General features: G+C 57.4%; 17 protein-coding genes, 1 tRNA gene and 1 riboswitch. Of the genes, 11 read left to right on the forward strand and 7 right to left on the reverse strand.

Features of this window, described 5'->3' with window-relative positions; all coding sequences use genetic code 11:
- Positions 1-8 precede the first annotated feature (8 nt).
- Positions 9-1,904, forward strand: coding sequence for an ABC-F family ATP-binding cassette domain-containing protein (locus tag ABF824_RS01305; protein ID WP_415486012.1), 1,896 nt, complete (start codon positions 9-11; stop codon positions 1,902-1,904).
- A 54-nt stretch (positions 1,905-1,958) separates the two neighbouring features.
- Here the strand turns inward: ABF824_RS01305 and ABF824_RS01310 are convergent, their stop codons facing one another.
- Positions 1,959-2,627 carry a hypothetical protein gene (locus tag ABF824_RS01310; RefSeq protein ID WP_415486014.1) on the reverse strand — a complete coding sequence of 223 codons (669 nt, stop codon included), beginning with the start codon at positions 2,625-2,627 and terminating at the stop codon, positions 1,959-1,961.
- 95 nt (positions 2,628-2,722) lie between these two features.
- Between ABF824_RS01310 and ABF824_RS01315 the strand changes: the two genes are divergently transcribed.
- Complete coding sequence (locus ABF824_RS01315; RefSeq protein ID WP_415486015.1) at positions 2,723-2,944, forward strand: DUF1653 domain-containing protein; 222 nt, start codon at positions 2,723-2,725, stop codon at positions 2,942-2,944.
- A gap of 61 nt (positions 2,945-3,005) precedes the next feature.
- On the opposite strand, the gene ABF824_RS01320 is transcribed toward ABF824_RS01315, so the two are convergent.
- From ABF824_RS01320 to ABF824_RS01340, 5 genes are all read right to left on the reverse strand, one after another.
- Positions 3,006-3,419 (reverse strand): alcohol dehydrogenase, encoded by a 414-nt coding sequence (locus ABF824_RS01320; protein ID WP_415486016.1) that lies wholly within the window; start codon positions 3,417-3,419, stop codon positions 3,006-3,008.
- A 146-nt stretch (positions 3,420-3,565) separates the two neighbouring features.
- Positions 3,566-3,639: transfer RNA gene (locus tag ABF824_RS01325), tRNA-Gly, on the reverse strand.
- A 63-nt stretch (positions 3,640-3,702) separates the two neighbouring features.
- Positions 3,703-5,202, reverse strand: coding sequence for an efflux transporter outer membrane subunit (locus tag ABF824_RS01330; protein ID WP_415486017.1), 1,500 nt, complete (start codon positions 5,200-5,202; stop codon positions 3,703-3,705).
- The gene (locus tag ABF824_RS01335) at positions 5,202-8,354 is read right to left on the reverse strand and encodes an efflux RND transporter permease subunit (protein WP_415486018.1); all 3,153 of its coding nucleotides are present in this window, start codon (positions 8,352-8,354) and stop codon (positions 5,202-5,204) included. Before ABF824_RS01335 ends, ABF824_RS01330 begins: the two co-directional genes overlap by 1 nt.
- Before the next feature lie 6 nt (positions 8,355-8,360).
- A complete protein-coding gene (locus tag ABF824_RS01340; protein WP_415486019.1) occupies positions 8,361-9,533 on the reverse strand; it encodes an efflux RND transporter periplasmic adaptor subunit in 1,173 nt (390 codons plus the stop codon).
- Positions 9,534-9,736: 203 nt separating this feature from the next.
- Between ABF824_RS01340 and ABF824_RS01345 the strand changes: the two genes are divergently transcribed.
- A complete protein-coding gene (locus tag ABF824_RS01345) occupies positions 9,737-10,417 on the forward strand; it encodes a TetR/AcrR family transcriptional regulator (RefSeq protein WP_415486020.1) in 681 nt (226 codons plus the stop codon).
- A 123-nt stretch (positions 10,418-10,540) separates the two neighbouring features.
- A complete protein-coding gene (locus ABF824_RS01350; RefSeq protein ID WP_415486021.1) occupies positions 10,541-11,956 on the forward strand; it encodes a hypothetical protein in 1,416 nt (471 codons plus the stop codon).
- A 116-nt stretch (positions 11,957-12,072) separates the two neighbouring features.
- Here ABF824_RS01350 and ABF824_RS01355 read toward each other — a convergent pair whose 3' ends face one another.
- On the reverse strand, positions 12,073-13,098 hold the full coding sequence (locus ABF824_RS01355) for a glycosyltransferase family 2 protein (protein ID WP_415486022.1): 1,026 nt from the start codon (positions 13,096-13,098) through the stop codon (positions 12,073-12,075).
- Between the two features lie 357 nt (positions 13,099-13,455).
- On the opposite strand from ABF824_RS01355, the gene ABF824_RS01360 reads away from it, so the two are divergent.
- The 7 genes from ABF824_RS01360 to ABF824_RS01390 all read left to right on the forward strand — a co-directional run bounded on the left by ABF824_RS01360 (position 13,456) and on the right by ABF824_RS01390 (position 22,345).
- Positions 13,456-14,406 (forward strand): hypothetical protein, encoded by a 951-nt coding sequence (locus ABF824_RS01360; RefSeq protein ID WP_415486023.1) that lies wholly within the window; start codon positions 13,456-13,458, stop codon positions 14,404-14,406.
- A 209-nt stretch (positions 14,407-14,615) separates the two neighbouring features.
- Positions 14,616-16,487 carry an AsmA-like C-terminal region-containing protein gene (locus ABF824_RS01365; protein WP_415486024.1) on the forward strand — a complete coding sequence of 624 codons (1,872 nt, stop codon included), beginning with the start codon at positions 14,616-14,618 and terminating at the stop codon, positions 16,485-16,487.
- Between the two features lie 48 nt (positions 16,488-16,535).
- Entirely contained in the window at positions 16,536-18,239 is a 1,704-nt protein-coding gene (locus ABF824_RS01370) for a glycoside hydrolase family 32 protein (protein WP_415486054.1), read from the forward strand.
- A gap of 70 nt (positions 18,240-18,309) precedes the next feature.
- Positions 18,310-18,389: riboswitch (SAM riboswitch) on the forward strand.
- Between the two features lie 82 nt (positions 18,390-18,471).
- A complete protein-coding gene (metZ, locus tag ABF824_RS01375; protein WP_415486025.1) occupies positions 18,472-19,710 on the forward strand; it encodes an O-succinylhomoserine sulfhydrylase in 1,239 nt (412 codons plus the stop codon).
- Positions 19,711-19,731: 21 nt separating this feature from the next.
- On the forward strand, positions 19,732-20,208 hold the full coding sequence (gene apaG, locus ABF824_RS01380; protein WP_415486026.1) for a Co2+/Mg2+ efflux protein ApaG: 477 nt from the start codon (positions 19,732-19,734) through the stop codon (positions 20,206-20,208).
- Between the two features lie 40 nt (positions 20,209-20,248).
- Entirely contained in the window at positions 20,249-20,860 is a 612-nt protein-coding gene (folE, locus tag ABF824_RS01385) for a GTP cyclohydrolase I FolE (RefSeq protein ID WP_415486027.1), read from the forward strand.
- A 51-nt stretch (positions 20,861-20,911) separates the two neighbouring features.
- Positions 20,912-22,345 (forward strand): tetratricopeptide repeat protein, encoded by a 1,434-nt coding sequence (locus tag ABF824_RS01390; RefSeq protein ID WP_415486028.1) that lies wholly within the window; start codon positions 20,912-20,914, stop codon positions 22,343-22,345.
- Positions 22,346-22,353: the final 8 nt, after the last annotated feature.

Below are 22,353 nucleotides of genomic sequence, written 5' to 3' on the forward strand. Positions count from 1 at the left end.
AGACTGCCGTGAGTTTGCTCGTCATCCATGATCTGACCCTCCGCATCGCCGGGCGCACACTGCTGGAACAGGCGGATCTGTCCATTGAACCGGGTCGCAAGGTGGGACTCGTTGGGCGCAACGGCGCAGGCAAATCCACACTGCTCGCGGCGATTTCCGGTGATATCCAGCCCGATGGCGGGACCATCCGCCTTTCCGCCCGCGCCCACCTTGGTCGTGTAAAGCAGGAGGCGCCATCCGGCCCCGCCTCGCTGATCGCGACCGTTCTGGAAGGCGACACGGAACGTTCCGCCCTGCTTGCTGAAGCCGATACGGCGACTGATCCGCAGCGGATCGCGGAAATTCATGAGCGTCTTCTGGCAATCAATGCGGACAGCGCCCCCGCACGTGCCGCCAGCATCCTCTCGGGCCTCGGTTTCAACGCGGAAGCTCAGGCGCGGCCCGTCTCGGATTTCTCCGGTGGCTGGCGGATGCGTGTGTCGCTCGCCACAGCCCTGTTCCTTGAACCGGACCTGTTGCTGCTCGACGAACCGACCAACCATCTCGACCTTGAAGCCACCCTCTGGCTGGAAGGATGGCTTTCCCGCTTTTCCGGCGCTGCCCTGATTGTCAGCCATGATCGCGGCCTGCTGGATTCCTGCGTGGATGCCATCGCTCACCTCGATCGGGGCAAGCTGTCCCTCACGCCCGGCGGTTACGAGGAGTTCGTCCGTATCCGCACCGAACAGGCTCTTCAGCAGTCCCGCGCCGCAGAAAGAGTTGCGGCACAGCGGGCACACATGCAGTCGTTTGTGGACCGTTTCCGCGCCAAGGCAACGAAGGCCCGGCAGGCACAGGCCCGCCTGAAAGCGCTTGAAAAGCTGCCGGTCATTGAAAGCGTCGTCGAGGATTCCCCTACCCGCTTTGAATTTCCCGTTCCGGCTCCGCTGCCACCGCCAATGATCACGATGGATCGCGTGACGGTGGGTTACGATGGCAAACCGATTCTTTCCAATATATCACTCCGCATCGACATGGAGGATCGCATCGCGCTGCTTGGCGCGAACGGTAACGGCAAGTCGACCTTCGCCAAACTGGTTGCGGGCCGCCTCACCCCAATGTCCGGCACGATGAATCACAGTTCGCGTCTGAAAGTCGGGTATTTCGCCCAGCATCAGGCTGAAGAACTGGTGTTGAACGATACGCCTATCGATCATATGGCGCGCGCATTGCCGCAGGCTCTCCCCACAGAAGTGCGCTCGCAACTCGCACGGTTCGGTCTTGACGCTGCCAAGGCTGAAACCAAGGTGTCGGAACTGTCCGGTGGCGAGAAGGCGCGGCTCCTCCTTGCCCTTGCCACGCGCGACGCCCCTCAACTTCTAATTCTTGACGAACCAACCAACCATCTCGATCTCGACGCCAAGGACGCCTTGGTGCGTGCCCTGTCGGCGTTTGAAGGCGCAGTCCTGCTGATCAGCCATGACCCACATCTGGTTGAGATGGTTGCCGATCGCCTCTGGCTCGTGGGCGACGGCAAGATCACGCCCTTCGAAGGCGATATGGCTGAGTATCGCACATGGCTTCTAGAACGGTCGCGGGCGGCGGCGCGGAATGGCGCAGCCAGCAATGCGGAACCCACAACCGGCAAAAAGGAAGAGCGGCGCGAAAGAGCGGAAGCGCGGAAGGCACAGGCGCCTTTGCGCAAGCGGGTGAAGGATGCCGAAGCGAAAATGTCAAAGCTTTCGACGGAGCGGGCCAAAATCGAGGCGAAACTCGCCGATCCGTCTCTCTATGCAAACGCCTCTGGCGACGAAGTCACAAAACTGACGACAAAGCTGGCCGCCATCAAGAAGGATGAAGAACAGGCGGAAGAGGAATGGTTCGCGGCACAAGGCGCGCTGGAAGAAGCGGCGTCAGAGGAATAAGCAGGCTTTTCAGACTACATGGCCGAAGCGAAGATCATGTAGTCTGCGCTGTCCTCAATGACTGGCTTTTTTGCCAGCTGCTTTCTGCTCCTGGAACTGTTCGATCTCGCCTCTCAGGTTGCCAATCGGCGCTGCGCCAATCGTGTCCTGATAGGTCGTTCCGTCCCAGATCCAGCGATCCGAACCATCCACCACAAGATCGTACATTCCCTTGTGACTTGTCGGTAAAACGGCGATTTCACCGCTGACGGAGTCAAGAATCTTGCGCCAGTTGCTGCCCTGCTTGAGATAGACATCGGTCGAGCATCCTGCCGATCCGCAAAGCGCTGCTGACTGCAACTCAATGAAAAGCGCAACATCTCCCCTCTTCGTGGAAAGCGGCGCAGAACCAATGAGCACCAACGGCTCTTCATGATGACGACGAGACGTGGCTATATCATCCGCCGCAAGCATACGGGCCGCTTTATCGAGTTCTGTTTTGGGCTGCTGCGACAAAATCACCGGCTTTGCCTGCGATGCAGCGGAAGATGATGTCTTTCTGCCCGTCGCATGATGAGTCGTTGATTTATGGTGGGTGGTCGTCGCGCCGTGCGCCACCTCGAAATGACCGATCCCGACGCTCAATGCCGCCAGCACAAGGCCCGAACGATGCAGGGTCCGGATGCACCTTACCGGAGAAGCAACCGACTGTTTTTTCAAGGCCGATAGGGCAAATGAACGCAAGGCTGAAAAACTCCACCAGACGATGACAGGGGATGTTGAAGAGACACCCTACCCACTACCATAACCAAGATCGACCCAAGGAGCGATACATCTTGATGAATGATGAAAGCCGTGTGCCTGCGGGCTTGTACCGGCACTACAAAGGTGGTCTCTACACGGTGCTACATCTGGCGCGCCATAGCGAGACGGAGGAGTGGCTGGTGGTCTACCGCAGCGAGGCCCACGGGACATTCTGGGTGCGCCCACTTTCCATGTGGCTGGAAGAGGTCGGCGGTCAGCCGCGGTTCGCGCTGGTGGAAAAGTCTCCGCCAGCCTGAAACAACAAAGCCCTGCCCCAAAAGGGCAAGGCTTCTGTTTGAGCGGAATATACGCCGATAATCAGATCAGCGATTTTGCCCGCGTCAGCACGGCCGAACACACCTTGCCCTGAGAATCATGATCAAGCGACGTGATCGTGGAGCGCTTGCCTGAGATCAGGAACTGACCCGATGAGCCGATGGCGTAATCCATGTTGCCGTTCTGATCCATCGGCACGGCATTGGTCTTGGCGTTGACCTTGGCCTGCAGCACATCACCATCGTCATGCGAAACGAGTTCCGTCTCAACACAATAGTTCAACAGGCCTGCAACGTTTGCGGGCGAAACCGAGGCCACATCGCCGGGGGTCGCTACAGTCGTCGGGGACTGGCCATAAACGGGCGGCAGATCAGCTGCGTGAGCAGGCAGAATGAAAGACGCACTACCAGCCGCCAGAGCTGCAGCGGCGACGATATGAAGATGGAAACGGGTCATCGAAAGCTCCTGATTGCTTTGTTGTCATGTTGCTTCAATGAACCGCACCGCGCAACATCAGGGAATGGCATAGAGCCATTCCTTGGGGGGGGATCAACCGTTCACAATTTCGAGAACTTCGTAAAAGCCCGTCAATGAGCGGGTTCTGGAGCGGGTGAAGGGAATCGAACCCTCGTATGCAGCTTGGGAAGCTGCCGTTCTACCATTGAACTACACCCGCATCTGGAGCGACATATAATGCGGCCCCAAACAGGTTGCAATCGCCGCCTTGCCTCTTCTCGCTCTAGAGCTTGGCCGGCACCCGTGGAGACCGCTGGGTCTTTTCGCTCCACCCACCTCCGAGCGCCCGATAGAGGGTGACGATATTTTCATAGCGCGCCACCTGCACGGCGACCCGCGACTGCTCGGCCTGAAGCAGATTACGCTGCATGACAAGCTGGTTGAGATAGGAATCCGTGCCAACGGAATAGCGCATTTGCGCCAGTCTGTAGGCGTCGGCCATCTCCTTCACGTAATCATCCATCCGTCGTCCCTCCTCGATATAGGTGGAACGGGCGACGAGCGTGTCCGAGACTTCCCGGAATGCAGTCTGGATCGATTTCTCATAGGCCGCCACCTTCATATCGCGCTCGGCTTTGGCCGCTTCCAGATTGCCCCGGTTCTGCCCCCATGTGAAAATCGGAATCGAGATGTTCGGCTGAAGGCCCCATGTAGTGGCAGGCGCCGTGAAGAGCCGGTGCCACATCAGACTGCTGATGCCATCGGTGGCCGTCAGCGTGAATTTCGGAAAGAACGCAGCCCGTGCGGCGCCGATATTGGCGTTGGCCGACAACAGATCGTGCTCTGCTTCAATGATGTCCGGACGGCGGAACAGCAGTTCGGACGGCAGCCCCTCCGGAACGTCCGCCATCAGAGTCTGCTCGCCCAGAGGCCGGGGTGGTGGTAGATCAGCGGGGATCGGTGCGCCAATCAGAAGCGTAATGTTGTTCTCGTCCTGAGCAACCAGCCGTACCTGCTGAGCGCGCAGCTGACGCGCCTGATCATACTGGGTCTCCGCCTGACGGACCGTCATCAGGTTTTCTTCGCCATGATCGTAACGCAGACGCACGAGCCGGACATTCTCACCAAGGTTTTCGGTGGCCTTTATGGCAATATCGAGAACTTCTTTGTCGCCAAGCCATGCGAGATAAGCGTTAGCAACCTGTGACACGATGCTGATGCGCAGGGCGCGCTCCGCCGCCACCTGCTTCAGCGCCGTTTCCGCAGCGGCGTTCGACAGACTGCGTATCCGTCCGAACACATCGATCTCGTAGGAAGAGAACCCGATGCCAGCGCTATAGTATCGGAAGGTGGAGATGCTCTGTCCGACGCCCGGCGCAAAGCTGAAACCGGCGGTCTGCGACGGCTGCATGTACATCGCCTGTCCCGACGCCCCGATTGGCGGAAACAGCGACGCATGCTGGATATCATACTGCCCGGCCGCCTGCGCGACACTCGCCGCAGCCTGACGCAGATCGCGGTTCTCCCGCATGGCAATGGCAATCAGCGCTTTCAGACGGGGGTCAATGAAGAAATCCGACCAGCCAATATCCGACGCAGGCGTTTGCAGATTGCCATTCCCTGCCTTGACCGCCGGCATGGGATCGGCCGGAAACTTGTCGGAAACAGGTGCTTTCGGCCGGTGGTAGGTCGGCGTCATCGTGCAGCCAGCCAGCAGCAGAGCGGCAAGCGCGACCGATCCTGAACGGGTGGCGGCACCACCCATGCGGGAAAAGACTTTCATCAGCCTGCCTCCGGTGCCGCTGTTGGGGGAAGATGGGTGTCATCCTTGCGTTCCGAGAGGCGACGCACCTTGAACAGACGAAGCACCAGCACGAAGAACAGCGGTACGAAGAACACGGCGAGGAAGGTCGCCGTCAGCATGCCGCCGACAACGGCCGTGCCGATGGCTTCACGCGCAGCCGAGCCTGCGCCAGACGCAATGGCCAGCGGAAACACACCGAGCACGAAGGCGATGGAGGTCATCAGGATGGGACGCAAACGCTCCCGTCCCGCATTGAGCACCGCTTCTTCCAGTGACTGCCCTGCTTCAAAGTTCGCCTTGGCGAATTCGACGATCAGGATCGCGTTTTTCACTGCCAGACCAACAGTCGTGAGCAGCCCCACCTGGAAATAGACATCATTGTCCATACCACGCCATAGGGTCGCAATGATCGCCCCCAGCACGCCAAGCGGTATGACCAGAATGACCGCAACGGGAATGGCCCAGCTTTCATACAGAGCCGCAAGGCAGAGCAGGATGACGACAGCGGCAAGGGCATAAAGCGGTCCCGTCGAAGAACCGGACGCCATCTGCTCGAAGGACAGCCCCGTCCATTCGTAACCCACGCCTTCCGGCAGATCCTTGAGGATATCCGTGATAGCGGCAATGGCGTCACCGGAACTGTAACCGGATGCCGGCTGGCCAAGAATTTCGTACGAATTCAGACCGTTGTAATCCTCGACCTTCTGCGGCCCCACGATCCAGCTTCCGCTCACGACAGCATTGAAAGGCACCATCGTTCCCGCACTGTTCCGCAGATACCACGCGCTCAGATCAACCGGGACCATGCGCGCGGAAGGCATTCCCTGAATATAGACCTGCTTCACACGGTCATCGCGCATGAACTGATTCACATAGATCGAACCCAGCGCACCTTCGATCAGCGTATTGATATCGGTAATCGACACACCCAGCGCGCTCGCCTTCTCCCGATCGATATCGAGATGATATTGTGGCGCATCTTCCAGACCATTCGGACGGACCGCCATCAGGCGCTTGTCCTTCGCAGCACGACCGAGAACCATGTTCCGCGCGGCAAGCAGTTTCTGATGTCCGATGTGCCCCCGGTCTTCCAGTTCCAGATCGAAACCGGACGCATTGCCCAGCTCCAGCACGGCGGGCGGATTGATCGCGAAGATCTGCGCCTCCGGGTCACCCCAGAAATGCATCATGATGCGCATCGCGATGGCGTCCACGCCCTGACTGAGCTTCGGCCGTTCATCCCACGGCTTCAGCTTGATGAAGAACGCACCGGCGCTCTGTCCCTGCCCCGCAAAGTTGAAGCCGTTCATCGCAAAAACGGATTCAACATTATCGCCTTCGGTTTTCAGGACGTAATCCGAAACCTTCTTCGTGACCTTTGCCGTCTCTTCCCGCGTGGTTCCGGGCGGCATCGTGACCTGTCCGAAAATCAGCCCCTGATCCTCATTCGGCAGGAAGCCCGCAGGAAGCCGCATGAACAGGAAAACAGCCACACCCGTGATGGCGGCAAAACCGATAAGGGACAGCACGCGATGGCCAATGATCAGTTCGACACCACGAAGATAACCATTGGTGAGGCGTGTGAAGGACCTGTTGAACCAGCCAGCAAGCCCCTTGTCCTTCTCATGCTGACCGGGCTTGAGCATGGTGGCGCAGAGTGCAGGCGTCATGATCATGGCGACCAGCACCGAAAGCCACATGGCGGCGCAGATGGTGATCGAGAACTGGCGATAGATCACGCCCGTCGAGCCGCTGAAGGCCGCCATCGGCAGGAACACCGCCGTCAACACCAGCACGATGCCGATCAGCGCGCCGGAGATTTCATCCATCGACACGCGCGCCGCTTCCCGAGGAGAAAGATTCTTCTCGTGCATGACGCGCTCGACGTTTTCGACCACGACAATCGCGTCATCCACCAGCAGGCCGACAGCCAGCACCATGGCCAGCATGGTCAGCGTATTGATCGAGAACCCGAGCGCCGACAGGAAGCCGAACGTGCCGAGCAACACCACCGGCACGGCGATCGTCGGAATCAGGGTCGCGCGGAAGTTCTGCAGGAACACCAGCATCACAAGGAACACGAGCGCGATCGCTTCCGCCAGCGTGATGACCACTTCCTGGATGGACAGCGTGATGAACGGTTCCGTATCGAGCGGATAAACCGTTTTCAGACCAGCCGGGTAGAATTTCTCAAGCCGCGCGATTTCCTCACGGACAGCCGCTTCCGTCGTGAGCTGATTGGCGCCCGGCGTCAGCTTCAGCGCCATACCTGTGGCAGGCTTGCCGTTATAGATCGAAGTAAAGGCATAATTCTGCGCGCCCAGCTCAACTGTGCCGATATCGCCCAGACGCACCTGCGAGCCGTCCTGCTGCACTTTCAGAATGATGCGCTTGAACTCTTCCGGCGATGAAAGCCGTGTCGGCCCGATGATGGTCGCATCCAGTCGCGCACCCGGTTTGGCAGGCAGACCGCCAAGCTCACCCGAGGACACCTGAATGTTCTGGTTCTGAATGGCCGCCTCAACATCCCCGACCGTCAGGCCGTAGCTGTAGAGCTTCTGCGGATCGAGCCAGATACGCATCGCGTATTCCGAACCGAACAGCGTGTGATCGCCCACGCCCGATACGCGCGAAAGCGGATCGGACACGTTGGACGCCACGTAATCCGAAATGTCCTGAGCGCTCATCGACCCATCGGTGGAGATGAAGCTCACGACCATCATGAAGTTCTTCACGGCCTTCGCAACACTCAGGCCCTGCGTCGTTACTTCCGTTGGCAGACGGGGCTGCGCAAGCTGGAGCTTGTTCTGCACCTGCACCTGCGCGATGTCGGGATCCGTTCCTTGCGCGAAGGTCAGATCGATTTCCATCTGGCCAGACGCATAGGACTGCGCCGAGATGTACTCGAGATGATCAAGCCCGAACATCTGCTGGAGGATCGGTCTGACAACGGTGTTGTTGACGGTATCCGCCGAGGCGCCGGGATAGGTCACACTAATGGAGACCTGTGGCGGCGCGATGGAGGGATACTGCGCGATCGGCATGCGGAAGATGGCCACCGCGCCAACGAGCATGATGATCAGCCCGATCACCCATGCGAAAACGGGCCTGTCGATAAAGAAGCGTGACATGTGGGCTTAATTCTTTCCGCTGTCGGACGGTGCTTCTTCAGTGAAGGGAGCGGGCGTGACCTTGTCCCCGGGATGCACTTTCAGGGATCCAACGATGACGACCCGATCACCGGCCTTGAGGCCAGTATTCACGATCCAGTCGTTGCCGTGCGTCGATCCGACGTCGATGCCACGGAACTGGACCTTGTCGTCACTATCGACAACCAGCACCTGCGCGTCGCCATGGCTGTTCCGCGTCACAGCCTGCTGAGGAACCAGCAACGCCTGTGGATTGACGCCTTCATCAAGCGTGGCATGAACATACATTCCCGGCAGCAGCAGTCTCTGTGGATTGGGGAACACAGCCCGCACCACGACGGTCGCCGTTGCCTGATCAACGTTCACTTCGCTGAACTGCATCTTGCCGGGCTGCTCGTATGTGGAGCCGTCCTCCAGTTCCAGCGAAACAGGGACAGAATTGTCCGGATTTGTGTGAATCTGACCCGATGCTACCTCACGCCGCAGGCGCAGCAGTGAAATGGCCGGCAGATTGACGTCCACATAGATAGGATCAAGGCGTGTGACGACGGCCATGTTGCTGGACTGCCCCGCCTGCACCAATGCGCCCACAGTCAGAAGTGTTCGCCCGATCCGTCCGGTAATCGGTGACTTCACTTCCGTATAGCGAAGGTTGGTTGCAGCGGTTTCAACCTGCCCTTGCGCCGTGAGTATCTGCGCGTCAGCTGCGCGGGAGGCCGCGAGCGCGTCGTCATATTCCTGCTTGCTGACCGCATGCGCCTTCATGAGAGGACCATAACGCTCCAGCTTAGCTTTCGCCGTAACGGCATTGGCTTTTGCTTGGGCAAGCTGGCCCGAGGCACTGTCATACGCTGCTTTATAAAGACTTGGATCGATCTGGTAGAGCTGTTGCCCTGCCTGCACATCCGAGCCTTCGACGAAAAAGCGCTTCATGATCACGCCGTTTACCTGCGGGCGGACCATTGCGATTTCGTAAGCGGAAATGCGACCGGGAATACGTGTATGAATCTGTACGGAGTGCGGCTGAACAGTCAGCACTTCTACTTTTTGTGGCGGTGGAGCGGCCTGTTGAGGCGCTTTCTTATTGCACCCTGACAGAAGCAGCAGGCTGGTCACCGAAGCCACAACAGGGGAGATGGGAAAACGGACGGGGCTTTTCACCAAGGTATCCTGCTGTCGTCTATATGAAGTTTAAAAGAAAATTAGAGCAACGAACGGTTTCAGCCCACGCAAAAATGGTTACGTCAGCGAATCCGCTTACCGCATCGAATAGAAACTACATAGTTTCCAAACCAAAGGTCAAGCCTGCTCCGCACACATTCACATGGACAGGAGAAGCGCGAACAGGCACATAAAAAGAAGTCATGGATGTAAAAAATCTTCACCTTTCTCCCTGTTCCGGCTCAGGCCGCGGGCCGGGACGACCGCCCGAAATGGCGGAATGTGAACGCCGCGAGAAAATTCTCGTCGCAGCGGGTGATGTTCTGCTGACATACGGCTATCAGGCCGCCTCCATGGACAAGGTCGCCCAGTGCTCGGGCATGTCGAAGAGAACGCTGTACCAGCTATTCCCTTCCAAACAGGAACTTTTCCACGCCCTGATCGACATGCGGCTTTTCCGCATTTCCTGCTCGGTCAGCGAGGCTATGGAATTCACTGAGGCAGGGCTGGTGAAGCTGCTCACCGAAATGGCAACCCACCTCATCCGTCCCGAGACGATCGAACTGATTCGCGCCATCATTTTCTCGGCCTCCGAAGCCGAGGACATTAGGGAAATCATGACCACCCTGAAGCAGTGCGGAGAGTCGAACAGGCTTACCGCATGGGTGCAGACATATTGCCAGCACCACGGGCTTTCCAGTGAAGGGTCTGAAATACGGTGCCGCCAGCTTTTTGGCATGACGATCGGCGAGTTGATGCTGCAAGCTCTGATCAGCAGAGACCTCCCTCCTGAGGAGATACGCACATTCATAGCCTCGGGCGCCAATCTGTTTCTCGTTGGACTGAACACCCTCGATACATCATCCGACACTTCCCGCGCCTAGAGTCCGCCAAAGTTCAGACATCTGCATCCGCAGCAGAATCATGCTAGGATGCCACCGATTTCATGACGCAAAACAAGGCTTTCTGATCATCATGACATGCTGCGGCAAAGAGGCGGATATCCCATGAGCCTTCCCATTATGGGAATGATCCTTTTCCCGCTTTGTCTCCTGTTCTGGATGAACCCGGAGCGACAGATTCAGCTGGTTCTGATTGGAGGCATTTTCCCTGCCGCAGCAGCTCTGATCCTTGGTGGAATCTGTGTGCAACCGTCACTGGTGCCGGGGCTTGCCTTTCTGTCCTATGTGGCTTTGCAAAAAATACTTGGCGCACGGTATCCCGGTCAGAAGGAAGTCATGTACCTTTCGGGCCCCATGATCTTCAATGGCGTGTGGGCTGTATTCGGATCTCTTGTCATGCCGCGCCTGTTTCATAATCAGGTGCTTGTCTGGCCCCAGAAAGCAGATGCAGCGGGCACTCAGGTTTTGCTGGCGCCCAGCTTCGGTAACATCAGTCAGGATGGCTATCTGGTTATCAATATCATTCTCATGGTGTTGGCAGCCCAATATCTCACCCGCAACCAGATCGACATGAAGAAATTCTACGGCGCATTCGTCGTCGCTGGCTGGATGGTCGTGTTCATCTGCTTTTGGCAGTTCGCCGCTCGCACCGCCCACCTCCCATTCCCCAAGGAATTCTTCTATTCCAATACTGGCTGGGCTGTCCTCGACGGTCAGATGGCTGGCCCCGTTCCTCGCATCAACGGAAGCTTCACAGAACCGGCCGCCTGCGCCACCTATCTTACTGGCGTCATCTTTTCCAGCGTCTGGCTCACTCTCAAGGGCTACAAATTCCGCACGATCAAACCTCTCATCATCGCGGCCACGCTGTCGCTGTGCATCACGACTTCCACCACAGGTTTCGCCGCTCTGGCAATCGGCATGATTCTTTTACCTTTCATGGTAGTCGCGACAGGGGCCGCCCGTCTTCTGGGCCGCCTGGGCCAGTTCGCCATGATCGGTGCAGTAGTTCTCGGCATGAGCACGCTGATCGTTGTTACATTTGCACCTCAGGTCGTCGCTGGCGTTCAGAAAGTGAGCGCAGACACAGCCAGCAAAAAAGACACTGCCTCTTACAAGGAACGTACACAGGCTGACACCGACGCCATAACCGCCTGCATGGAAACCTATGGTCTTGGAACAGGATGGGGTAGCAATCGTTCGTCCAGCCTTGTCCCTGGACTTCTGGCTTCGGTCGGCATCATCGGGTGCATTGCCCTGCTCATATTCGACGTACGCCTGATGCTGACAGCCAAGACAGCGCTGACCGTCGCGCCGGGTTCGGATTACTGTCTCGTCATAGAAGGGTTCATCGCGGCAATTCTCGGGCGCCTCATCGCCGCTCTCACGTCGGCTCCCACAATCGGCATGCCCGATTTCTATGTCATGATCGCCATTACGATCGCAGCCATTGCGCGGGTGCGCATGATGGCTCGCCAATCTGCAATTACTCCACAAGCGCCAACAGCTCTCGCCGCCTGATTACAGGAATAAAGTGGCCATCAATTTTCTACACGAGAGAACTGGGTGAAATTACTCTCATCCCAAAGCGGGTGGCCGTGAACATGTGTCTCGGCCACCATGCAGGACTTATACCCCTACGACCAGGAAACCTCCGGCAGGAAGGGAGGATCAATTCTCGTCACTGACCGGGAAGCAAGCCCAAATCGTTTACGCATTTTGGCAACGACGTTTTTGAAAATATAAATGCCCCAATTCAGATATGTCGCAGGCTTTACTTTGTAAAAATTCGAGAAAGAAGCTTTGGGATCACCAAACCTTGCTGAATCGATGACATGTTTAAGTAGGTACGACTGATATTTTTTCTCGATCAGATCGATGATCCGACTATCGGGACGATCATTACGGGAAACATAAAAATCCAGAAGCTTTTTCGTTGCTGGCAGCAATTGCCGCGTGGGGATATCCACCTGCGAAAGAGAATCATCTCTCACTGAATACATGTATAAAGCATCCGGGATCACACGAAATTTTGCCCCAGACATAATGATACAAGAATAAATCAGGGAGTCTTCCCCAAGAGTAATATCTTTATCATAAGAAATACTTTGCCTTTCCATGAATTCCTTCCGGAAAAGCGGTTTCATATAGGATAAAGACAAGGTACCCTGAAGACCGGGCCAGTCCGTGGAAAAATACCTTAAAATATCGATATCTTTTCCATAATCCATCCATTCGCTTCGGAACGCATGGCTTTCCCGTCCGGTATCCAGATTTGCAACAACGAGCTGGTCCCCCAACATATCGAGACCATCCCGCTCCATGTGTTTCACCATGATATCCAGACGCTCTTTTTTCCACCCATCGTCTGAATCTATGATGGCGATATATTTTCCTTTTGAGTGTTTTATTCCAACGTTTCTTGTTGCCGAGACACCAAGATTTCTCTCATTTTCATAATATGAAACACGCTTATCTGCTTCACACAGTTTCAGCGATTTCTCTTTCGTGTCATCACGGGATGCGTCATTGACAATAATAACTTCAAAAGAAGTCATCGTCTGGTCTAAAACGGAACGAACAGCCTTTTCAATGAAGCGACCAGCATTGTAGGCTGGAACAATCACTGAAACCAGACAATCGTTTTCGTTACTCTCACCCATGAAACACCCTGAAATCTAGAAGAACAAAAAACGTAAAACCCACCAAATCAATCGGAACGGGAATATCAACTCGATACTTATTGCCCTGAATCCACACAGAAAACCATCCAGCCTTCAGAAGAACCGCTACATCCAGCCTTATCAGATTACCTCAACTGGCTTCACGTGCAGACTGGAGACACCTTGAATGGCGCATGTGACCGTCGATTACGCTTGTTTCATTATCTTACAAAAAATATCCGCATACCAAAAATGCGGAATAGCCTGATGTCCAATATTATATTCTAGAACAGAAAATATGTAACATGCACACAATTATCGCTACCAACCAGAAAAACAGACAGAGTAAAAATTAGTATGAAATATCGCCTTCTCCTGTGCGCCCTCGGGTTTGTAACATGCGCGCAGATCGCGCGGGCTGACGACAGTCCCGCAATTCAGGCCACTCTCAATGCATGTTATGCCGGAACCGGCTCCTGCGACATCGACTTGCAGGGCGCGCGTAAAACCATTGGCACAACACTAAAAATCGATCCTGAATACGTCACGCTACGCAATGCGACTTTCGACTGCGAAATGACATCCGGCTCCTGTCTCTACGTTTCTCAGGAAGGCTTTACGCATAACACCCATCGTGGCTCCAACCGTTTGGAAGGTCTTGCACTCTACGGCAACAAATCCATCGACGGGATCACCATGAATTATTCTGTCACCAATGATTATGTGACGGATGCAGCCACGACGCTGTTCAATGTCTCCCTGCAGGGCTTCAATCATGGCCTCGTCCTTGGAAGTGGCGTATGGGGTGCGGATATGCATGGCGTCCTTATCGGCAATGGCAATGTGGGTATCTACATCCCACCGGGCACGAAAGACGCTGGCGAGCTCTCAACTTTTGTTGGTGGCACAATCTATAACAATGCTGTTGCCGGGCTGGACGAAGAATCAAACGTCGAACTGACTTTTGTGGGAACACGTTTCGACTTCAATAACCAGCAGATGATTCTCAATGGGCCGACAACATTTTCTGGCCATATTGAAAACACTCAGAACGGCAAACCGGAGATCGTCCTCAAAGCCCTTCCCGGTGTGCCTGCCGGCTCAATCTATATGAGTGCTGGCACAACCATCACCGTCGATGGATGGAACGCCAGTTCGCCTCAGCAGCCGTGCTATATCCAGACTTCCCTTGCTTGGAACCGCATTGTGGTTCCGGCGACATTGTGGGGATTCGGCGGCACACAGGGTGCCGTATGCGGACCGGGCAAGGTCGTCACATGGGACCGTCAGGCACCGGACTTCCAGTAATTTTCTGATACTCATTTCACGAACGGCATCGTCAGAAATGGCGTAATTGACAGTATCATATTACGGATCATTCCAATTTCTGGGCAGTTGGGATGATCCAATTTTTGTGGTGCCATTTCCCTTAATGAGCGCCCTGCACAAAACAAACCTTTTTTTCTTATCGTTTCAAAGGCATGAGGCTCCCAACTTCACAACGGGAGACTCGCCGCGTGCGCCGCTTCACCCTCATCGCGTTTGGCGCGGCCGGTCTGGCCGTCGCAGCAAGCGCGGCCGGACTGTTTACTCTTTCCCATATGGATCTCGCCGCCTTTGCGACGAAAAAACTGACACAGACAACGGGACGCCCCGTACATATCGGCAGTCTCCACGTCTCGCCGGGACGCTGGCTGACAGTGGACGTCGACGATCTAAGCATCGCCAACATTCCCACCGGCAGCCGTCCGCAAATGATCACGCTGGGACACCTGCACACGCAGGTTCGCCTGATGTCCCTGTTCCATGGCCCTGCCGAAACCCGCGATCTCATCCTGACGAATTTCTCCGGCCTGTTCGAACGCACGCCGGATCGCACACCGAACTGGCGCTTCGGATCAAAGCCAGCAGAAAAATCTCAGGAAAAACCCAGAAAACCGGCTCCCGCTGACACAAGCTGGTTTCCGGGTCTGCGGCAGGCCACCATCAAAGGCAGCGAGATCATCTACCGCTCGGCCAATGGCCATTCCTATCGTGTTGGACTGGATAACGTCGCCATCACATCAGCCAGCGATACGGCTCCTGTGGAAATGACCGTCGACGGTTCCTACAACGGCACACCCATCGCACTCACTGCCCATATGGGCCCCCTGACGATCTTGCGGGAAGCAAACAAGCCTCTCCCCACCAAACTTCATGCCTCGTCAGGCGATCTGACCGTCGATCTTGATGGCGCAATGACGGACCTGATGGATTTTGACGGCGTGGATGGCAAACTTTCGCTGAACACGCCGACATCCGCACCACTCATGGCCTTTGCGGGAGAACCCGCCAGCACCTTCGTCATGGCGCTTGGTCTGACAGGCCAGTTTCATCATGCCGGGGACGTCTGGCACATTGCACAGGGAAAAGGACGGCTGGGTAACAACCCCATCGACAGTGCCGACCTTACCTTCACCGAAGGAAAACCGGGAGCGCCTGATAGTCTGACTGGCGAAATAAGCTTTGCGAAACTCGATCTGAACAGTCTGCTCCCCACCACCAAGAGCAGCCCGAAGCCCGAAAGCCATACCGATATTCCGCTCATCGTGCCGGCAAAGCCCGATCCGCTGTTCGATCTGCGCCTGTCCGCCGGCTCTGTGCGCTATAATGCGCTTGAGTTTTCCAACGCCGCTCTCACCATTCGGCAACAACCGAACCGTATCGACGTCCCCTCCTTCCATCTCGGCTGGCTTGGTGCGTCTCTTCAGGCTTCGGGAAATCTCACCGCCCATCCGCAAGGCTCCAGCCTTACTGCCGCCATCGACGTGACCGGCGCGGACATTGACCGTTTCCGAAAACAGGCCGGGCTGGCTCCAGTGCCGGTCAATGGCGCCCTTTCCTTTCGGGTCCGCGCCAGCGCCACGGGGGCGCACACTCTCAATGAAGCCTCACGCAAGGCCGATCTGGAAGCTGTCGTCGGAATGAACAGCGGCACGATCAACCGGCAGGTGATCGATATCGCCTCAACCAATGTCGGGCTCCTATTTCACAAGAATACCGGCACCACCCCCATCACCTGCCTTCTCGGCGCGCTCACACTGCATCAGGGCATGGGAACGGTCGTGCCGCTCCGCATCGTCACACCAGCAGGCTCCATCATTGGCGAGGCAATGTTCAATCTCGACCGCCGCTGGTTCGAACTGGCTTTCCAGAGTGAGGCTCCGGGTATGCTGGCACTGGACATTCCCATTAGAGTCAGCGGTCCGTTCAGCAACCCTTCCATCGGACTGGCAGGATGGTCGGCACGCGGGCGTGCCTTGCTGAAAGGAGCACGTGCGACAAACAGCCTTCCACCAACGATTTCCTCTTTTTCCGTGGGGAGCGCCTGCCTGAAAACACCTCATTGAGAGATGAGCGGATACCTCAACTCCGCGTGAGCGTGTATAATGCCGGACATGACGGAAGAGCACCCAGAAAACCCGGACCGCCGCCTTGCCCTTTCCTCCATTGCCGCCTTGGGAACCCTTGGTTTCAGCGCCGCGGCTCAGGCTGATACGGTCAAGGCGCGCGCACCGGATACCAACCGGACGAACGAACCCAATGCCTCCCATCCGTCGCCTGCCGATCAGCCCGGCGTGGCTTCAAGGCCAGTCGTGAAGACCCAGAGCGACATCTTCTATCGCCCTACCCTGCATTTCTCGCCTGTCACCGGGTTCATGAACGATCCCAATGGGCTGCTTTTCGACGGCACGCAGTATCATCTCTATTATCAGTATGATCCGTTCGCGCCTTACGCGGGGCGGGTTCACTGGGGCCACGCAACCAGCACCGATCTGCTGCATTGGAAAGACCAGCCCATCGCCATTCCCGAGACGAAGGATGGTGAGGCCTATAGCGGCTGCGCGGTGCTGGATACGAAAAATGCATCCGGACTGTTCGAAGGCGAAAAAGGCGGAATCCTTGCGCTTTACACGCGCGCCAGCCCGACCCGACAGGCACAGTATCTCGCAGCCAGCCATGATGGCGGCCTGACCTTCACAGAATATACCCACAATCCCATTCTGGACATCGGCAGCAACTCGTTCCGTGATCCGCAGGTGATCTTTCACCAGCCCAGCGGCCAGTGGGTCATGGTGGTGGCGAAATCGCGGCTGCACCAGATTGCCTTCTATGCGTCCATAGATCTGATCCACTGGGTGCATCTCAGCGATTTCGGCCCATCCGGTCTTTTCGGTGTCGATTACGAATGTCCCAACCTGATTCAGGTGCCGCTGGAAGGTGGCGGCTCACGGTGGGTGCTGTTCGTGTCCGTCAATCCCGGTGGCCCCACGGGCGGAAGCATCACGCAGTATTTTGTCGGTGAGTTCGACGGAACGCGCTTTATCCCGGACGACACGGTGATCGGCCTGACAGACTTCGCCAAAGACGCCTATGCTCTTCAGGTCTACAGCAACATGCCGCAGGGGGAGGCTGTCTCCATCGCGTGGCTGGGCAACTGGCAATACTGTCAGGAACTACCGACACAAAGCTGGCGTGGGGTCATGACGCTGCCCCGGACCATGATTCTCCGGCGCGACTTCGCAGGATGGATACGACTGGCGCAGATGCCGCGGGGGATCGAAGCCCTGCGTGGAACCGCCATCCCCTTCCCGGTCAAACGTATCGCCGCTGGCTCCAGCGCGCAGATCGCTCTGCCAGTCGGGACAGCGCTCGAACTGTTCATGAGTGTGACTGTCGATGAGCGCCCCCATGATCTTCCCCTTGGCGACAAAGGGCGGACAGGCCGCTTCGTCATCGTGTTCGGTAACGAACAGGGGGAATCGCTGACCATCGGGTTCGACGCATTTTCGGGCCAACTCTGGCTGGACCGAAACGATCTGCACGGATTTGAACAGCCTTTCTTCACAGGGCAATTCTCTACGGTGCTCAATCCGGATGACCGTCATTTCGATATCCGTATCGTGCTGGATGCCTGCTCACTGGAAATTTTCGCCAATGGTGGCCTGTCGGTGGGAACAGCCCTGATTTTCCCCAGCAATCCGCTCGATTTTCTGCGGCTGGAAGTGAGTGGAGCGGCGGCGACCGTGGATAAGCTTATGCTGTATCCCCTCCAGAAAACCATGACACGGGAGACTGCGGTTTCAATGCCTCCCGGCTAGACTGGCAGGCCTATCCATTACCGGGAACGGTTGACTAGACAGGTCATCTCTGGCGATAACCACCACTCCCTTTTCGGGACCTCGTGATTTGTATGGCCGGCTTGCGGCGAGGTTAAAGAAACGCGCTAAAGAGGCTCTGGCGGGATCATGCCGCCAGGTTTCCACGGTCGACGTCCCGCGCGGAGGATGGCAATCCCACTCTGCCACGGACAGAACGGAACCGAGACCGATCATGACTGATAATTCTCTCCGCACCACCGCTCCCGAAGTCGCTGCCAAATGGCGCACGGCGACACGCCTGATTCATGGCGAGGTCGAGCGCACCCCCTATGGCGAGACGAGCGAAGCCCTCTTCCTCACCTCCGGCTTTGCCTATGATAGCGCCGAGCAGGCAGCCGCCACCTTCACCGGCGAAGTCTCGCATTACCAGTATTCCCGCTTCGGCAACCCGACGGTCGATGCGCTTCAGCGCCGCCTCGCGGACCTCGAAGGCGCGGAAGCCTGCATCTGCACGGCGACCGGCATGGGCGCTGTTTCCTCCGCGCTTCTGGCGCATGTGAAGACAGGCGACCGTGTCGTTGCTTCCCGCGCGCTGTTCGGTTCCTGTCATTGGATCGTCGCCAACCTTCTCCCGCAATATGGTGTGGAGACAGTGTTCGTGGACGGTGACGACCTCAACGCATGGAGCGAGGCGCTCAGCAAGCCCACAGCTGCCGTCCTGCTGGAAAGCCCATCCAACCCGATGCTCGACGTTCTGGACATCAGCGCCATCAGTGAACGCGCCCACAAGGCCGGTGCGATCGTGATCGTGGACAATGTGTTCGCCTCGCCGGTGTATCAGAAGCCACTGGAACTCGGCGCGGACGTGGTGGTCTATTCCTGCACCAAGCATATTGACGGTCAGGGCCGCGTGCTGGGTGGCGCGATCCTCGGCCGCAAGGACTGGATCAACGACACGGTTCTGCCCTTCACGCGCAACACCGGCAACGCGCTGTCCCCCTTCAATGCGTGGGTCATGCTCAAGGGGCTGGAAACGCTGAACCTCCGCGTGGACGCCATGACCCGCAATGCCGCCGCCGTTGCCGACTGGCTGGCGGAAGCGCCGGGTATCGTCAGCGTGCGTTATCCGGGCCGCAAGGACCATCCGCAGCACGAACTGGCGGCACGTCAGATGAGCGGTTTCGGCTCGCTGGTGGCCTTCGAGGTTGCGGGCGGCAAGGAGGGAGCCTTCGCGTTCCTCAACGCCCTGCGCGTGATCCTGATCTCCAACAATCTGGGGGATGCCCGCTCGCTTGCCACCCACCCGGCAACGACGACACACATGAAGATCGGTGCGGAAGAGCGCGCAAAACTCGGTATTTCCGATGGCGCCATCCGCCTGTCCGTGGGATTGGAAGACCCTGCGGACCTCATCGAGGATCTCGCCCGTGGTGTTGCGGCTCTGAAAGAGCGCGGCTTCACGGCCAACTGATAGCAGGAGCGACGACCCACCATGTCTCCAAGGCCGCCGATGCCGCCAAAGCTGTTCGAAGATCCGGAAGCGGCTCTGGATGAAGCGATTGCGTCCCTGCCGGCCTATGAGGAAACCACGGAGAACGTGCGGGTCGTCGTCCGCGCATTCTGGCTGGAAGACCAGTCACAGCCGGAAGATCATTCCTACTGCTGGGGTTACAGGATCAGCATCGAGAATCACGGCGACCACACGGTTCAGCTTCTCGAACGGTCGTGGGAGATCATCGACGCGAACGGTCACATCGACCGTGTTCGCGGCGATGGGGTCGTGGGCGAACAGCCCGTGCTCAAACCGGACGGTGGATTTCAGTATACGTCCGGCGCTTCCCTCGATACGCCCAGCGGCATTATGCGCGGCTTTTATCACATGATCAATGAGACGACCGGGCGGCATTTCGAGGTGCGTATCCCGGCGTTCAGTCTCGATAGTCCTTATCAGCCCGGCATCATCCACTAATACTCTCACTCCTCCTACCAGCATCCGAGACATGAACCATATGACCAAAACCGCCGCCCCGCTCCGCCCTTCCCGCGAGGAAGCCGAGGAGGCCATCAAGGTTCTGTTGCGCTGGGCTGGTGAAGACCCGAACCGCGAGGGACTGCTGGACACGCCTTCCCGTGTCGCGCGGTCCTATGAAGAGTTCTACGAAGGCTATGCGATCAATCCGGAAGAACTGCTGGAGCGGACGTTCTCTGAAGTCGATGACTACGACGAGATCGTTCTGCTGCGCGACATCCGGCTGGAGAGCCATTGCGAGCACCACATGGTGCCGATCATCGGACGGGCGCATGTGGCCTACCTGCCCCGCAAGCGCGTGGTCGGCATTTCCAAGCTGGCGCGCGTGGTGGACGCCTATGCGCGGCGCTTCCAGATTCAGGAACGGCTGACGGCGCAGATCGCCAACACCATCGACAAGGTGCTGGAACCGCATGGCGTGGCGGTCATCATTGAAGCCGGGCACCAGTGCATGACCACCCGCGGCGTCCACCGCCCCGGCGTTTCCATGGTGACCAGCCGGATGCTTGGCGTGTTCCGCGATAACTCCGATACCCGCCGTGAACTGATGTCCATGTTGAATCGTCCGAATATCGGCGAACTCTCGGCTTGATCACGTAACTTTTTCTTAAACCGACCGCGCGAACGTGAAGGCATGACATCCATGCCTTCCGCTCCCGAAAACACCGCTGACCATTCTCCTCACAGCGGAGAAGCCCTGCAACTCGCAGGCCGCTTTGCCGAAGCCGAAGCAGCCTACAAACAGCAACTGGCCAAAACGCCAGATGACGCGCGCACGCTCAGCAATTACGGCGGTCTTCTCTGTACACTCTGCGCTTTCGAGCCAGCATTGGAATTACTCAGTCGCGCCGTCCAGCTTGCCCCGGATCTGGCCGACGCATGGTCCAATCTTGGGAACGCATTTCAATCCCTTCAATGTTACGGCGAAGCGATTGGCGCTTATTCACAGTGTCTCCGGCTCAATCCGAACCAGAAGTTTGCTCTCAGCAATCTCGGTGTCGCGCTGGATTGCATCGGCCAGCATGCGCAAGCACAGAACTTCCATCGTACCGCAGTGAAACTCAATCCGGAAAACGCCGAGAGCCATACCAATTACGCGCTCTCCCTTCTGGCGCAGGGTAACTACCCCGATGGTTTCGCCGAATATGAATGGCGCTGGAAGACACGCACAACCGGAGCACATGGGTTTTCCGCCCCCTTGTGGAAGGGCGAGAAATTTCCCGGCAAAACCTTACTGGTGCATACGGAGGGGGGCTTCGGAGACATGCTTCAGTTCTCCCGGTTCCTCCCTGCCCTCACTCAGTTCGACGGCCATGTGATCGTGCGTGTGAGGCCAGAGCTTCTGACGCTGCTTTCCCACTCCTTTCCGCAGATTGCGTTCGTGTCAGAAAACGAACCAGCACCTCCGCATGATCTTCAGTGCCCGATTCTGAGCCTCCCTCTGGCGCTGGGATCTACGCTCGCCACTCTCCCTTCTCCCGAAGGTTTCCTGCATCCGGACCCGAATAAAGTGCGCCATTGGGCTGTGGCTCTGCGACAGGATGATCCGGACCACCACAATCCGTTACGGATCGGCCTTGTCTGGGCGGGAGCACCGCATAGCGAAATCCGAGAAGCGGAAATCGCGGACCGCCGCCGCTCCACTACGCTTGCCACACTTGCGCCTCTCGCCGCGGCAGCCCCGGATGCCGTGTTCTATAGTCTACAGGTCGGCGACCAGGCCTTTCAGGCCAAATCTCCTCCGGCAGGCATGCGACTGATCGATCACACAGACAGGTTGAAGAACTTTGAGGATACGGCTGCCCTGATCGCCAATCTTGATCTGGTGATCGCCGTCGACACATCGACAGCTCATGTCGCGGCCGGACTTGGAAAGCCTGTATGGCTGCTCTCACGCTTCGATCAGTGCTGGCGCTGGCTGTCAGGCAGAATGGATTCGCCGTGGTATGACAGCGTGCGCCTTTATCAGCAGGACAAACCTCTCGACTGGTCCGGACCGATCGCGCGGGTTTGCACCGATCTTCGGACGTTCGATGCACACCACCATGACAGAGCGGCCGCGCTGACCACGGCCTGACCCCTTCT

This window comes from Acetobacter sp. (genome assembly GCF_047721705.1).
In the GTDB taxonomy this organism is placed as follows: Bacteria; Pseudomonadota; Alphaproteobacteria; order Acetobacterales; family Acetobacteraceae; genus Acetobacter.